17 protein-coding genes and 2 pseudogenes are annotated in these 13,312 nt (G+C 48.1%); 9 read left to right on the plus strand and 10 right to left on the minus strand.

The genetic code is table 11. From position 1 onward, the window contains the following. Positions 1–260 precede the first annotated feature (260 nt). Genes MKQ70_RS43380 through MKQ70_RS25850 form a run of 3 tightly spaced genes read right to left on the minus strand, consistent with a single transcriptional unit; the run spans position 261 to position 1,977 of the window. Positions 261–761: a transcription termination factor Rho gene (locus tag MKQ70_RS43380; RefSeq protein ID WP_282456712.1), complete on the minus strand. Its 501-nt coding sequence runs from the start codon at positions 759–761 to the stop codon at positions 261–263. Beyond that, positions 755–1,555 carry a transcription termination factor Rho gene (rho, locus tag MKQ70_RS43385; RefSeq protein ID WP_282456713.1) on the minus strand — a complete coding sequence of 267 codons (801 nt, stop codon included), beginning with the start codon at positions 1,553–1,555 and terminating at the stop codon, positions 755–757. The genes MKQ70_RS43380 and rho overlap by 7 nt, the downstream gene beginning before the upstream one ends. A 47-nt stretch (positions 1,556–1,602) precedes the next feature. Then, the gene (locus tag MKQ70_RS25850; RefSeq protein ID WP_248075376.1) at positions 1,603–1,977 is read right to left on the minus strand and encodes a Rho termination factor N-terminal domain-containing protein; all 375 of its coding nucleotides are present in this window, start codon (positions 1,975–1,977) and stop codon (positions 1,603–1,605) included. Positions 1,978–2,294: 317 nt separating this feature from the next. Here MKQ70_RS25850 and asnS point away from each other — a divergent pair, with 317 nt between their 5' ends. From asnS to MKQ70_RS25865, 6 genes and pseudogenes are all read left to right on the plus strand, one after another. Next, positions 2,295–3,371, plus strand: coding sequence for an asparagine--tRNA ligase (gene asnS, locus MKQ70_RS25855; protein ID WP_282456714.1), 1,077 nt, complete (start codon positions 2,295–2,297; stop codon positions 3,369–3,371). 23 nt (positions 3,372–3,394) lie between these two features. After that, positions 3,395–3,517, plus strand: a pseudogene (locus MKQ70_RS43390) (amino acid--tRNA ligase-related protein); the annotation flags it as partial. Between the two features lie 68 nt (positions 3,518–3,585). Continuing rightward, positions 3,586–3,732, plus strand: a complete 147-nt coding sequence (locus MKQ70_RS43395; RefSeq protein ID WP_443657669.1) for an amino acid--tRNA ligase-related protein — start codon at positions 3,586–3,588, stop codon at positions 3,730–3,732. Between the two features lie 205 nt (positions 3,733–3,937). Further along, complete coding sequence (locus tag MKQ70_RS39540; RefSeq protein WP_282456715.1) at positions 3,938–4,327, plus strand: ExbD/TolR family protein; 390 nt, start codon at positions 3,938–3,940, stop codon at positions 4,325–4,327. Then, positions 4,324–4,470 (plus strand): ExbD/TolR family protein, encoded by a 147-nt coding sequence (locus MKQ70_RS39545; RefSeq protein WP_282456716.1) that lies wholly within the window; start codon positions 4,324–4,326, stop codon positions 4,468–4,470. The genes MKQ70_RS39540 and MKQ70_RS39545 overlap by 4 nt, the downstream gene beginning before the upstream one ends. Positions 4,471–4,569: 99 nt before the next feature. Continuing rightward, positions 4,570–5,439: an isopenicillin N synthase family dioxygenase gene (locus MKQ70_RS25865; protein ID WP_248075378.1), complete on the plus strand. Its 870-nt coding sequence runs from the start codon at positions 4,570–4,572 to the stop codon at positions 5,437–5,439. Positions 5,440–5,526: 87 nt separating this feature from the next. On the opposite strand, the gene MKQ70_RS25870 is transcribed toward MKQ70_RS25865, so the two are convergent. After that, positions 5,527–6,102, minus strand: coding sequence for a hypothetical protein (locus MKQ70_RS25870; protein ID WP_248075380.1), 576 nt, complete (start codon positions 6,100–6,102; stop codon positions 5,527–5,529). Between the two features lie 160 nt (positions 6,103–6,262). After that, positions 6,263–6,574, minus strand: coding sequence for a hypothetical protein (locus tag MKQ70_RS25875; RefSeq protein WP_248075381.1), 312 nt, complete (start codon positions 6,572–6,574; stop codon positions 6,263–6,265). A gap of 303 nt (positions 6,575–6,877) precedes the next feature. Here MKQ70_RS25875 and MKQ70_RS25880 point away from each other — a divergent pair. Then, positions 6,878–7,983, plus strand: a pseudogene (locus MKQ70_RS25880) (chromate transporter). 213 nt (positions 7,984–8,196) lie between these two features. On the opposite strand, the gene MKQ70_RS25890 reads toward MKQ70_RS25880, so the two are convergent. The 5 genes from MKQ70_RS25890 to MKQ70_RS25905 all read right to left on the minus strand — a co-directional run bounded on the left by MKQ70_RS25890 (position 8,197) and on the right by MKQ70_RS25905 (position 11,222). Beyond that, positions 8,197–8,424 carry an aldose epimerase family protein gene (locus MKQ70_RS25890; RefSeq protein WP_248075387.1) on the minus strand — a complete coding sequence of 76 codons (228 nt, stop codon included), beginning with the start codon at positions 8,422–8,424 and terminating at the stop codon, positions 8,197–8,199. Between the two features lie 41 nt (positions 8,425–8,465). Beyond that, positions 8,466–9,377, minus strand: a complete 912-nt coding sequence (locus tag MKQ70_RS25895) for an aldose epimerase family protein (protein WP_248075389.1) — start codon at positions 9,375–9,377, stop codon at positions 8,466–8,468. A 199-nt stretch (positions 9,378–9,576) separates the two neighbouring features. Further along, positions 9,577–10,101, minus strand: a complete 525-nt coding sequence (locus tag MKQ70_RS39550; protein ID WP_282456717.1) for a deoxyhypusine synthase family protein — start codon at positions 10,099–10,101, stop codon at positions 9,577–9,579. Then, entirely contained in the window at positions 10,083–10,550 is a 468-nt protein-coding gene (locus tag MKQ70_RS39555) for a deoxyhypusine synthase family protein (RefSeq protein WP_282456718.1), read from the minus strand. The genes MKQ70_RS39550 and MKQ70_RS39555 overlap by 19 nt, the downstream gene beginning before the upstream one ends. Positions 10,551–10,769: 219 nt before the next feature. Beyond that, the gene (locus MKQ70_RS25905; protein ID WP_248075390.1) at positions 10,770–11,222 is read right to left on the minus strand and encodes a hypothetical protein; all 453 of its coding nucleotides are present in this window, start codon (positions 11,220–11,222) and stop codon (positions 10,770–10,772) included. A 392-nt stretch (positions 11,223–11,614) separates the two neighbouring features. Between MKQ70_RS25905 and MKQ70_RS25910 the strand changes: the two genes are divergently transcribed. Further along, complete coding sequence (locus MKQ70_RS25910; RefSeq protein WP_248075392.1) at positions 11,615–12,223, plus strand: acyl carrier protein phosphodiesterase; 609 nt, start codon at positions 11,615–11,617, stop codon at positions 12,221–12,223. Between the two features lie 58 nt (positions 12,224–12,281). After that, complete coding sequence (locus MKQ70_RS25915) at positions 12,282–12,797, plus strand: DUF2911 domain-containing protein (protein WP_248075395.1); 516 nt, start codon at positions 12,282–12,284, stop codon at positions 12,795–12,797. The last annotated feature ends 515 nt before the right edge of the window (positions 12,798–13,312 follow it).

Genomic DNA, 13,312 nt, shown 5'->3' on the forward strand with positions numbered 1-13,312 from the left:
GCTTCATAGCTACATCATGCGTAGCGCCAAAAGCGCCGCCACGGCCTCCGAGACCTCCGAAGCCGCCAAGACCTCCACATCCTGCGATGATACATCCGCCGGCGCCTGTGCAAGCCGACTATGTATATGTAGCGTAACCACTTTATCGATATATATTGAAACAGCATCCTGTTATCGGGGTGCTGTTTTTTGTTGGTTATACCGCAATAAAAAACCCGCCTCCTTACGGAAGCGGGTCTCGTTTATCCAGAACATTCAAATTATCTGTTCATCGAAATCAGGAACTCCTCATTGCTGCGTGTACCACGCATGTGTTGCAGCATAAAATTCATGGCTTCTTCTGTATTCATATCCGCCAGGTGATTGCGCAGGATGTAAACGCGTGAAAGCATTTCTTTATCCAGCAGCAGGTCGTCGCGGCGGGTAGAGGAAGCTGTAACATCGATCGCAGGGAAGATGCGCCTGTTGGCGAGGCGGCGGTCCAGCTGCAACTCCATGTTACCAGTACCCTTAAATTCTTCGAAGATCACCTCGTCCATTTTAGAACCCGTGTCGATCAGCGCGGTAGCGAGGATGGTGAGGGAACCGCCGTTTTCGATTTTACGTGCGGCGCCGAAGAACTGTTTGGGCTTCTGCATCGCGTTTGCTTCCACACCACCGGACAATACTTTACCGGATGCAGGCGCCACGGTGTTATGCGCGCGGGCCAGGCGGGTGATGGAGTCGAGCAGGATCACTACATCGTGACCACACTCTACCAAACGTTTTGCTTTTGCAACGCGATGGCAGACACCTTTACGTGTTTCTCGGCCGGTTCGTCGAAAGTAGAAGCAATAACTTCCGCTTTCACACTACGTTCCATATCGGTAACCTCCTCCGGGCGCTCATCGATGAGCACTACCATGAGGTAGATGTCAGGGTGATTGGTGGCGATTGCATTGGCCACTTCTTTCAACAACATGGTTTTACCCACTTTCGGTTGCGCCACGATCAGGCCACGCTGGCCTTTACCGATAGGCGTAAACATATCGATGATGCGGGTGGAATAGTTGTTGGGCGCGGTAGTCAGCGTCAGCTTTTCGAAAGGGAACAGCGGTGTGAGGTAATCGAAAGGTACGCGGTCGCGTACTTCTTCCGGCGTTTTACCGTTGATGGTTTCCACTTTCAGCAAAGCGAAATATTTCTCGCCCTCTTTCGGTGGACGAACCGAGCCACGCACAGTGTCGCCGGTTTTTAAACCAAACAGTTTAATCTGCGAAGGCGATACATAAATATCATCGGGAGAACTAAGATAGTTGTAGTCGGAAGAGCGCAGGAAACCGTAGCCATCGGGCATCATTTCCAGTACACCTTCACTTACGATAATACCATCAAATTCTATATTGAAAGCAACTTCTTTTTTGTTGGTCCGCTGCGGTTGATTTTTGGGCGCAACCGGCTGCTGTACAGGTTCTTCAACTGTTACAAAGTCGTTTACAAAATCATCGTCCTCGTCATCCGGCAGCACTACTTCTTCTTCCTCTTCTTCTACCGCTTCGTCAGATAATGCAGGCAATACAATGTCGTCATCATCATCAAAAGTTAAAGAAGGAATATCAAGATCTAATTCGAGTGTGCGTTTTTTGGGAGGTTCCGGGTTGGAAGGTTTTGCGGGTGTTTCTTTCTTAGGTTCCGGCGCAGGAGTTGCGGCTGCTGCTGCCTTTTTACCTCTTTTCGGTTTGTCTTCTGTAGCTGGTTCTTCTTGTGCTGCAGGGGCTTCGTCTTTTTGGAGGATGTAACCGCTTTACGTTTTCTACCTTTCTTCTCTTCGCCGTTCTCTGCCTGATCTTCGGATGCCATTACTGCTTGTTTATCGAGGATTTTATAGATCAGGGCCTGCTTGTCGAGTTTTTTGGAATTGGGTATTTCGAGCTTCTCGGCAATGTCAAGCAATTCAGGAACGAGCATGTCGTTCAATTGTAAGATGTCGTACATCATCGTGAGTTGTCAGATTTTATTTTTGAAGTGTCTAAAGGAGGGTACCGCATACCAACATACACACAGCAATTAATAAATAATTGTTTTGAGTCAAGTAAAACTTGTTTGAAACCATTAAACTTGAGTGGAGTTTTGAGCTTGGAACTGCTGATGAAGATGGCAAAATGGAAACTTGATCAGACAGATTATAACGCAAGATTAAAACAAGTTTTACTATTATCCAAAAAAAAGTGCTTTTTAACACTTCAAAGCAGCCGCGAAATGGGATTTACACCTATTTTTGCATTCCTTTAATAAATAACAATAAAAAATATTTTATGAGCCAAAGAGTGAAGGTCAAACAGATCCTGTTGGACGACAAAGCGAACTACGAAGTTACGGTCAAAGGTTGGGTGCGAAGCTTTCGCAACAACCAATTCATAGCGCTTAACGATGGCTCAACTAATAATAATCTGCAGGTAGTAATTACCCAGGAAAATGTGGATGCCGCTACAGTAAAACGCATCACCAGCGGCGCTGCCATCAGCGTTACCGGCGAAATCATTCCTTCTTTGGGTAAAGGTCAGAAGGTGGAACTGAAGGCCGCTACATTGGAAATTCTCGGCGATTGCGATCCCGAAAAATATCCGCTGCAGTTAAAAAACAGACCCAGCCTCGAGTACCTGCGCGAAATTGCCCACCTGCGTTTCCGCACCAATACATTCGGCGCCATTTTCCGCGTGCGTCATACACTCGCTTTTGCGGTACATAAATTCTTCAACGACCGCGGCTTTGTGTATCTGCACACGCCCATTATCACGGCCTCTGATGCCGAAGGCGCCGGCGAAATGTTCCGCGTAACCACGCTCGACATGAAAAAGCCACCGCTGGACGAAGCAGGCAACATCGACTACTCACAGGACTTCTTTGCCCGCAGCACCAACCTCACCGTATCGGGCCAACTGGAAGGAGAACTCGGCGCGATGGCGTTCGGCGATATCTATACTTTCGGCCCCACTTTCCGTGCCGAAAATTCCAACACTGCCCGTCACCTGGCAGAGTTCTGGATGATTGAACCGGAGATGGCTTTCTATGAACTGAAAGACAACATGGACCTCGCGGAAGCCTTCATCAAATATGTGATCGGTTATGCACTCGAACACAATCGTGAAGACCTCGAATTCCTTGCCCAACGCACGGAAGAGGAGGAAAAACAAAAACCTCAGAACGAAAGAAGCGAGTTAAAACTGGTTGACAAACTGGAATTTGTATTGAACAACGAATTTGAGCGCCTCACTTACACCGAAGCCATCGACATTCTGAAAAACAGCAAACCCAATAAGAATAAAAATTCACTTATCTCATCGAAGAATGGGGTGCAGATCTGCAGAGCGAACATGAACGCTACCTTGTAGAAAAACATTTCAAAAAACCGGTTATCCTCACCGATTATCCGAAAGCGATTAAATCGTTCTACATGAAACAGAACGACGACGGCAAAACCGTACGCGCCATGGATATTCTCTTCCCCGGCATCGGCGAAATCGTAGGTGGTTCTCAACGTGAAGAGAACTACGACAAACTGGTGCAACGCATGGAAGAACTGCATTTGCCGGTAGAGGAAATGTCGTGGTACTGGATACCCGCCGCTTCGGGTCCGCACCGCATGCAGGCTTTGGTCTCGGCTTCGAAAGGCTTGTTCTTTTCGTAACCGGCATGACCAACATTCGCGACGTGATCGCTTTCCCAAGAACACCGGGAAGCGCAGAATTCTAGCAACATCATTCCTATTGATAACAGGCCGGCCGCAACGCCGGCCTTTTTTTTTTAAAACTACCTTATGGAAATTGATACGCACCGCATCCTTATGTCAACAAGCAATTAATTTTTCAATAAAGAATGTGTGTTTAAAAGATGTGCTGGGGGCGGGTTTTCGCGCCCGCTCCAAATCGTCTTATCCCATCAATCCAAAAATGATTTTATGGCAGAAATGAACCCTAACACAGGTAACAGCAAACATGCTAAACCGCGCAGAAAAAAATTATCTACCCGCGTAGATATGACACCCATGGTGGATCTCGGATTTCTGTTAATCACCTTCTTTATGCTGACCACTACGCTGGCGCAACCGAAAACGATGGACCTCGTGATGCCCGCCGACGGCAAAAGCATGCCTGTACCGGAAAGCAAAGCACTCACTATTTTACTCAGCGACAATAACCGCATCGCTTATTATGAAGGTGATGGCAGTGATCCCAATGCGGCAGCCAGCGTACAGTACACCACTTATTCCACCAAAACCGGCATCGGTGATGTGATCCGAAAAAGCAACAACGCGTGGCCCAAAAGTATGGTAATGAGCATGAATTGATCGTACTGATTAAAGCGGATGAAAAAGCGAAATACAATAATGTGGTAGACGTGATGGACGAAATGCTGATCAACCGCGTGGCCCGCTATGCGATCGTGGACATCACCGATAACGATAAAAGTTTTTTACACCCTATACCATAAGCTACACAACTAAAAAGCAGGAAGGCTGGCCTTTTCGGGCCGGCCTTTTTATTGCGTATGCTTTTATCGTATATTTATTTATCCAAAACAAGTTGAACTATGGCAAACGTTAATTCCATTCCTTCCGTGGACCTTGCTGATTTCATTTCGGGCGACGCCGCTAAAAAGGCCGCCTTTGTGCAGCAACTGGGCAAAGCATATGAAGAAGTAGGTTTTGTGGCAGTGAAAAATCATGGCATTCCGGATGAGCTGATTGCCGATCTGTACAAGTATGTACAGGATTTTTTCCAGCTTCCTTCTGATGTTAAACACCGCTATGAAATTCCGGAACTGGCCGGACAGCGGGGTTACACTTCTTTTGGTAAGGAACACGCGAAAGGTTTTGACGCGCCCGATCTGAAAGAGTTTTTCCAGTTCGGACAAACAGTGGCGGAGAACAGTCCGTTGAAAAATGAATATCCGGATAACGTGCAGGTTAGTGAAGTAGCGCCGTTTACGCCTACTTTGCACAAGGCCTACCAGGGCTTTGAACGTGCGGGTAAGTATTTGTTGCAGGCAATCGCCCTGTACCTTGGTTTGGACGAACATTATTTTGATGCAAAAATAGATGAGGGTAATTCCATCCTGCGCGCTATTCACTATCCGCCCATTACACAGGAACCTAAGTCCGCCATCCGCGCCGAGCAGCACGAAGACATCAACCTTATTACTTTGCTGGTAGGCGCTTCGGCCGATGGCTTGCAGATATTAGACAAGCAGGATAACTGGGTACCAGTGACCTCTTTGCCGGAACAGATCGTCGTAAATGTTGGCGACATGTTGCAACGGTTGACGAACAATCGCCTGAAGTCTACCACACACCGCGTGGTAAATCCGCCGCGCGAGAAGTGGGGCACCTCCCGATTCTCGATTCCATTCTTTTACACCCACAGTCTACCATGGACCTCACCGCACTGCCAAGTTGCGTAACGGCCGACAATCCGCTGCAATACGAACCGATCACCGCGGGCGAATACCGGATGAACGTTTGCGCGAAATCGGGTTGAAGAAGTAGACTTATAAACGGCTTGTACTTGATTCTTTTTCTTTGATCACCAGTAAACTGGCCGCGGCGGAGGACGTAATCTCTTCGCCGCGGAGCAGCCTGGAGAAATACGTAACGAGCGCTGTCGGGATGCGATACTCGTTTTGGGGAAAATTCATGAAGTAAGTATGCTTATACCGTACCGCCTCTTTGAAATTCACATAGGTGGCGTTCGGTGCTTTATCATCGCGGATCTTTTCACCCAGCTGCTTTCTCATCGTTAGCAGATGCGCTCCTTTTAGCTGAAAATCCTTCTTGTTATGATGGATGTAAATGTGATGTGCAAAGTTGATTTTTGATACCCATTCCGCGTGATCTTTCTGCGGTACACAGGCGGCATTCAGCACCAGGTTATCTATGAATGGAAAATCGTTTAACCGTGCAACATCCTGTGTCAGCATCATTTGCCTTACGATAATATTCCCCATACTGTGATTGAAAGTGGTGAACCGCACCCCGCTGATCCAGGGAGCTTCCAGCTTGCGGGCCTGTTGAATTTCGAGCAGCAGGTTATAATATTGCCCGGCCGACAGTGCCGCATTCTCCATTGCGAAGCGGAAGTTTTGGAAGGCTTATAAGTTGTATTAATGCTGGCGTAGTCGAACATTACTACGTTCACATCGTACTGAGTGCTCATCAGTTGGGCCCGCATGACGTTAGCGGTGAATATTTTCCCCATTCCTTCGGCATACAGTACAATATCGCGCTTTATGGGAAGGCGCTCCATGGCATCGCCCAAAGTAGGCTCCTGGTATACCTTCCATTTGCCCTCCTTTTTCTCCGGAAAAAATACTTAAGCGCCGTGGTATCCACAAACTCGTCTACAAACCGGAGACTATCGGGCAGCACATGACGGTTGCTCACGAACACCAGGCAGGTATCCTGTTCGCTGGCAGGTAGCTCATTGCCCGCCTGGAGCGTAAACTGCGACCATGACGCAACGCTGTTAAAATCAATGCTCTGTGCTGATACGAAGGTGTTTGCCATCACCATCATCAGTATAAAAACTACTTTCCGCATATGGGTCGGCTGTTATTAACCTAAAACGTCTAAACGAAACATTTTGTTCCCGCAGGCGCTCTCAAAGGCAAGTATATCAACTATTATGCCTGCCACCGGGGCGGCCGGCGCCTTGAATTCGCTGAGGATGAAACGCTTAAATACGGACCGGCCGCATATTTAGTTTGAATAATTCAGTATTTATTTTGAAATTCGACAACCTGAAACAGCGCATTAAGTGTTTTTACGTCATATCTCTTTTCTGAAAGCTGTCTTTTTCACAGCATTACTGCTTATGGAGGCCCGCAAGGCCACCTGGCAATGATGCTGAAAACGTTTGTACAGCAAAGAAAAGACGTAACGGAAAAGGAGCTGATGGAGTATAACTCATTTTGCCAGTTACTGCCCGGCGCCTCTTCTTCCCAAACCCTTACGCTGATTGCCTATAAACGTGGCGGCATCACCCTCGCCGTAGCCTCGCTGCTCATCTGGATCGCACCCGCGTGTATTTTGATGGGTTCCCTGAGTTTCCTGCTCCAGTTTTTTGACAAGCGCGCGCTGGACGTGGATATTTTTAAATACGTGCAGCCAATGGCCGTGGGCTTCCCGGCATATGGGGGCATGAAGGCATACACCATCAGCATCCGCAACGCTGCCAGCGTGTTCATTATGCTACTGGCGCTGGCCGTTACCTTTTTCCTGAAATCGCCGTGGACCTTCCCGATACTGATTATCATTGGCGGGGTCATCACCAACTTCACCAATAAAAACAATCCCGACTCCATAGAAAAGCCGCGCAAAATCAAATGGGCCAACCTCTGGCTGTTTGCCGCGCTGTTCATTTTAGCGGGATTACTGTCTGAACTGGCCCGCGTGTACGACTGGGACATCAAACGCCCCTTCAACATGTTCGAGCACTTTTACCGGTTTGGGACATTGGTATTCGGCGGCGGCGACATCCTCATTGCCATGATGCTGGAGCAATATGTGACCCGCGCCAAAACCCAGTTTATGAGCGCGGAGGAACTGCTTACCGGCGCGGGCATCATGCGCGCCATCCCCGGGCCCACCTTTTCGTTGTCTGCTTACGTAGGCGGCATGGTCATGCGAAACATGGGACCGGGCTTTCAGCTACTCGGTTGCATCCTGGCGCCCATAGCGATCTTCTTACCAAGCCTGCTGCTGGTATTGTTCTTTTTCCCCATCTGGAACAACCTGAAAAGTATGCGGTGATCTATCGCGCGCTGGAAGGGATTAACGCCGTGGTGGTAGGTATCATGTGGGCGGCTACATTTATTCTACTGTTTTCTATCTCGCTTACCTGGTATAACGTCCTCATTATCCTCTGGACGCTGGGCTTTCTATATCTTACCCGGGTACCGTCCCCGTTGATCGTAGTGGCGTGCCTGCTGTTGGGCTGGTTATTTTAGAACAGTTGTAGGTTATAACACAGCTTGATAATAAGTGTAGGCCAACAGCTATCCGGCAACACCACTACGAAACGTTCCACGGGTTTGTTGTACGGCCCACAATATATTAAATATTTCCAGCTCAAGGCCACTATCAAATTGTTATTGAACAGATTTTAAATATCGAACGCCGGGAGCTGTCGTCCCGGCGTTCGATATTTTATAGAAACGATGTTACTTTTTCACATCGAACTTGTACACGCAAACGTGCTTGTACGTCTGCCCGGGCTTTAACACTGTGGAAGGGAAAGAAGGCTGGTTCGGAGAATCCGGGAAATGCTGTGTTTCCAGGCACAGTGCGGTGCGGAAGTTATAAACTTTTCCGCCTTTGCCGGTGTCTTTTCCATCGATGAAGTTACCGCCATAAAACTGTACACCCGGCTCGGTTGTCCATACTTCCATAAAACGGCCGCTCTGGGGCTCCAGTACGGAAGCTGCCAGGGTCAGCGAATCGCCTTTTTGTTCAGTACCCAGTTGTGGTCGTAACCTTTACCGAATTTCAGCTGCTCGTTGTCTTCGTCGATGCGCGCGCCAATAGCGGTAGGCGTGGTGAAGTCGAACGGCGTGCCTTTTACCGGGATGTTTTTACCCAAAGGGATCAGGGTGCTGTCTACCGGCGTAAAATTATCTGCGTTCAGGTACAGCACGTGATCATTGATCGTGCCGTTACCTGCGCCATGCAGGTTAAAGAAGCTGTGGTGCGTCAGGTTTACGATAGTGGCTTTATCTGTAGTGGCGCTGTACGATACTTTAAACTCGTTATTATCGGTGAGTTCGTAAGTCATGGTAATATCTAGTGCACCTGGATAACCTTCTTCGCCATCGGGCGACAAATAATGAAATACTACGGTTTTAGGATCCTTCTGCTCCATATCCCACACCACCTCATTGTATCCTTTTTTACCGCCGTGAAGGGTATTTTTACCGTTATTGAGGAACAGCGAATACTCCTTACCGTCGAGTTTGAATTTGCCTTTGGCAATGCGGTTGCCATAACGGCCTACTACGCCGCCATAATATTCCTCGTGGCCGGTGAGGTACCCTTTCAGGTCGCTGTAACCGAGTACGATATCGTCTTTTACGCCGTTTTTGTCCGGGGTAAGCAGCGAAACCACTTTAGCGCCATAGTTGGTAACGGCCATTTCGATGCCGTTGCTGTTTTTGAGGTAGGCGATTTTCACCTGTTTACCATCGATGGTGGTGTCGAAGCCGGCGGCGGGGGCAATGGTCTCTACGGAATTGGCAACGGAGGAATTTGCGGTATTTGTGGTGTCTGCGTTGCTTTTGGTGCCACCCTGGTTACAGGCGGCTGCGCCCAGCACTGCCGTTGTTAAAAGCGGAAGGAGCTTTCTCATACGTGGGAGAATTGGTTTTTATTGGTTTAAAAAATTGATGTCAATGGTCTATAAGTGTCTAATATACATATTAGATTGCTTACAAAGAAGACAGTAATTAACAGAAAGTTCCTTAAAAAGAAAAAAAAGGGTGGGCCTGGGGCAAACAAAAAGGCCCGGTTGCCCGGACCTTTTCTATCAACATAAAGAATAATAAAGCTTACCAGCCCAATACCCATGCAAAGATCAGCGGCGCTACGATGGTCGCATCAGATTCCACGATGAACTTAGGCGTGTTGATGTCCAGTTTACCCCAGGTGATTTTTTCGTTCGGAACGGCGCCGGAGTAGGAACCGTAGGAAGTAGTAGAATCGGAGATCTGGCAGAAGTAGCTCCAGAACGGCACATCATGCCATTCCAGGTCCTGGTACATCATAGGTACTACGCAAATCGGGAAGTCTCCGGCAATACCACCTCCGATCTGGAAGAAACCAACACCTTTACCGGCGCTGTTAGCGCGGTACCATTCGGTGAGGGCTACCATGTATTCGATACCGCTCTTCATGGTAGAAGCCTGCAGTTCGCCCTTAATTACATAAGAAGCGAAGATGTTGCCCATGGTGCTGTCTTCCCAGCCTGGCACTACGATGGGAATATTACGTTCTGCGGCGGCGATCATCCAGCTGTTTTTAGGATCGATCTCGTAATGCTCTTTCATTACACCGCTCAGCAGCAGTTTGTACATGTATTCGTGCGGGAAATAACGTTCGCCGGCAGCTTCCGCATCTTTCCAGATTTTGTGGATGTGTACCGGATGCGACGGAAGGCTTCTTCTTCGGGAATGCAGGTATCGGTTACGCGGTTAAAACCCTGTTCGAGCAGATCCCATTCTTCCTGCGGACTGAGGTCGCGGTAGTTAGGCACCCTTTTATAGTGAGTATGGGCGACGAGGTTCATGATATCTTCTTCCAGGTTAGCACCTGTGCAGGAGATAATGTCCACTTTACCCTGGCGGATCATCTCGGCGAAGGAGATACCCAGCTCGGCAGTACTCATGGCGCCGGCCAGCGTCACCATCATCTTACCACCTTCCAGCAAATGCGTTTCATACCCTTTGGCAGCATCTACCAGTGCCGCCGAGTTAAAGTGGCGGTAATGATGCTGGATAAACTGTGAAATCGGTCCTTTGTTCATGTTCTATTATCTGTTTACAAATTCAGAGGGGCAAAGGTAGCCAAATTTTCAGGAAAGCGGCCGGCCTGCGCCATTGTACTATGCCGAAAATAACCGGCGCCGTAGATACGGTGTTCATCCGTCCTAAAGAAATAACATCAATATAAAAAAGGCCGCAGGTATACCTGCGGCCCTAAACACTGATCTTTAAAAAATCCGGATTGGCGGAGACTAAAACAATTATGCTTTTTTCAGCTTCCTGTAGGTACCAACCGAAGTAGCAGTAGCTCTAACGGTAGTCCAATGTGTTTCGCTTTCCAGGGTAATGATGTAGGTAGTAGCACCATCCGCATCATACTCCACTACATTATGGATGTTCTGGTCAGGGTACTTCTTCATCAGTTTGGTGATTACGTTCAGCGGCAGTTCGCTGTCGGTAATGTAGCGGGAAGTGGCGAGCAGGTTACCGTCGTTATCAAAGTGAGCGGTAACTTTTGAAGATTTGATGGTGAATTTGGCTACGTAGTTGTCCTTAGTACCTTCGTACCAGGTAACATTTGCAGCACCTGCAAATTCTCTTTCAAATGATTCGATTACTTTCTTGTTACTAATCGAGATGCCGTCGCGGGCATTAGCTGTGTTGGTTGTAAAGAACGCAACAACAGCAACTAGAATGGCGATTACTTTTTTCATGGCGGAAAAAATTTAATGTTGCTTTTGTTTGTTTGATTTGTTGAAACAAAGGTAATATGCGCCGCAAAGCTAAGTAAAGTGAATATGTAAGAGTGGTGAAGCTGCGTTAATTGATTGTGAAGTGTGTTATAACATCTACTAAAAACGGAGCAATTTAATCGCCTAAAACCCTTTCCAGCAAAGGAGTTGCGACGAATCAACGAATGTTGCAAAAATGGGTGTTAAGCTTCTGTTAAAAGCCCCTTTTGGTGACAACCGGTAAAGGCAAAAAACGCCGTTCAAATGCGTACAAGGAAAGTTCGGAATCGGACAATCTGATATTTTAGTGTATATTTGATCTCCGCTAATCCTTTGCACACAAGGGTTTCAGCGTATACGTTACATCGTTGCATATGAACTACCTGGCGCACGCATATCTTTCTTTTAACCATGAACCGTTCATTATCGGAAACATGATAGCCGATTTTGTAAAGGGCAAACAACTGCTGCAATACGCGCCGGCAGTGCAACAGGGCGTACGCCTTCATCGCGCCATCGATGCCTATACCGATCATCATCCTGCCACCGCGCGCGCCAAAGCAGCGCTCAAACCCTTTGTAGGGGCTTATTCCGCGGTATTCATCGATATTATTTACGATCACTTCCTTGCCAACGACCCCGAGCATTTTACGGCGGCATCGCTGGAAACCTTCTCCAGGCAAGTGTATTCCACTCTCGCCGTTCATCACGATGAATTGCCGCCGGTGTTTCAACAGGTGTTTTCTTACATGCGCCAGCACAACTGGCTACTGCATTACCGCGAACGCAGCGGCATCGCCAGTTCTTTTAATGGTATTGCCCGCCGCGCAAAATACCTCCAGGCCTCCGGGGCCGATGCATTCAAAGCCTTTGAAGATCATTATGATACGTTAAAGGACTGTTACGTGCAATTCTTCCCGGACCTTCTCCGTTATGTAAAAAGTTATCTTGAAGCCCCCGGATCCACTGCGCCTTCTTTTTAAGATTTTCCGTAGGTTTGGGGCATATTTACTGTCTAACAATTCTAATCCACCGTTGAATATGAGGAAATTCGTTGCATGCATCGCACTCGCCGCAGGCCTGTCCCTGCCAGCCATGGCACAAGACAAAAAGCTGCCGCCCGTCGATCCCAGTCCCATGGATATGGCCTATTACCCGGCCATGTATCCTTATGTGGTTAAAGTGAAAGGCGAACCCGGTACCCTCGTAGCCCGGGTCGTGTACAGCCGCCCGCAAAAGAAAGGACGCACCATCTTCGGCGATCTTGTCGAATATAATAAGGTATGGCGCTGCGGGGCTAACGAAGCTACCGAGGTAGAATTCTTCCGCCCCGTTACTATCGGCGGCAAAGCCATTCCCAAAGGCCGCTACACCGTTTACGCCATTCCCGGCGAAAGCAAATGGACGATGATCATCAATAAGCAAACCGATATCTGGGGCGCTTATAAATATGAGCAAACCATGGACGTAGTACGCACCGAGGTAACCGCCGATAACAATGCAGACGAAACCGAAGCCTTTACCATGGCCTTCGAAAAGCGTCGTCGGGGGGGCTAACCTGGTAATGGCGTGGGACAAAACCCGCGTAGCTCTGCCTATCAGGTGGACAGACGCCGCTCCCGCCAAACCGGCCGTTAAGAAAGCGAAGTAAAACGAACTACCTGTAAATACGAAGGGTCTGGCAATCGCCAGGCCCTTTCTTTATAAATAATAGTTAATTGGTAGTAAGAAAAAAGCGGTAAGAATACCGCCTTCAGAAATTTTAACCATATCCTATGAAAAACCTACGGTAAAGTTACCCCAATATTAAGCGCGGGAAAAACGCTTTCCGGTGAACGCATTAAAATTGTTCGTAACCGTAGCCAAACGTCCAGAATGCGTTTTTTTATCCATTTTTCGCCGCCACGTATACGTATAAACCCGCACCCGTACTATTACGCAGCCAAATGCACAGTTGTTGCAGGAGTTTATCACCGCTAAACTTTCGTGTAATCATCCAAGTGATAATTCCGTCCTCTTTTTCCGCTCCCTTCAGTGCCCCGCTATGACCACCCACTTCAGCCACCAACCGC

It is taken from the genome of Chitinophaga sedimenti, assembly GCF_023156195.1.
GTDB lineage: Bacteria > Bacteroidota > Bacteroidia > Chitinophagales > Chitinophagaceae > Chitinophaga > Chitinophaga sedimenti.

Bases quoted from the DNA above. Each gene is read 5' to 3' on its own strand.
- MKQ70_RS25895 (WP_248075389.1), bottom strand. From the start codon at position 9,377: ATGAGAAAGCTCCTTCCGCTTTTAACAACGGCAGTGCTGGGCGCAGCC.
- MKQ70_RS25915 (WP_248075395.1), top strand. From the start codon at position 12,282: ATGAGGAAATTCGTTGCATGCATCGCACTCGCCGCAGGCCTGTCCCTG.
- MKQ70_RS25870 (WP_248075380.1), bottom strand. From the start codon at position 6,102: ATGGAGAATGCGGCACTGTCGGCCGGGCAATATTATAACCTGCTGCTC.
- MKQ70_RS39540 (WP_282456715.1), top strand. From the start codon at position 3,938: ATGGCAGAAATGAACCCTAACACAGGTAACAGCAAACATGCTAAACCG.
- MKQ70_RS25850 (WP_248075376.1), bottom strand. From the start codon at position 1,977: ATGATGTACGACATCTTACAATTGAACGACATGCTCGTTCCTGAATTG.
- asnS (WP_282456714.1), top strand. From the start codon at position 2,295: ATGAGCCAAAGAGTGAAGGTCAAACAGATCCTGTTGGACGACAAAGCG.
- MKQ70_RS25865 (WP_248075378.1), top strand. From the start codon at position 4,570: ATGGCAAACGTTAATTCCATTCCTTCCGTGGACCTTGCTGATTTCATT.
- MKQ70_RS25890 (WP_248075387.1), bottom strand. From the start codon at position 8,424: ATGGAAGTATGGACAACCGAGCCGGGTGTACAGTTTTATGGCGGTAAC.
- MKQ70_RS25910 (WP_248075392.1), top strand. From the start codon at position 11,615: ATGAACTACCTGGCGCACGCATATCTTTCTTTTAACCATGAACCGTTC.
- MKQ70_RS39555 (WP_282456718.1), bottom strand. From the start codon at position 10,550: ATGAACAAAGGACCGATTTCACAGTTTATCCAGCATCATTACCGCCAC.
- MKQ70_RS25875 (WP_248075381.1), bottom strand. From the start codon at position 6,574: ATGCGGAAAGTAGTTTTTATACTGATGATGGTGATGGCAAACACCTTC.
- MKQ70_RS39550 (WP_282456717.1), bottom strand. From the start codon at position 10,101: ATGTACAAACTGCTGCTGAGCGGTGTAATGAAAGAGCATTACGAGATC.
- MKQ70_RS25905 (WP_248075390.1), bottom strand. From the start codon at position 11,222: ATGAAAAAAGTAATCGCCATTCTAGTTGCTGTTGTTGCGTTCTTTACA.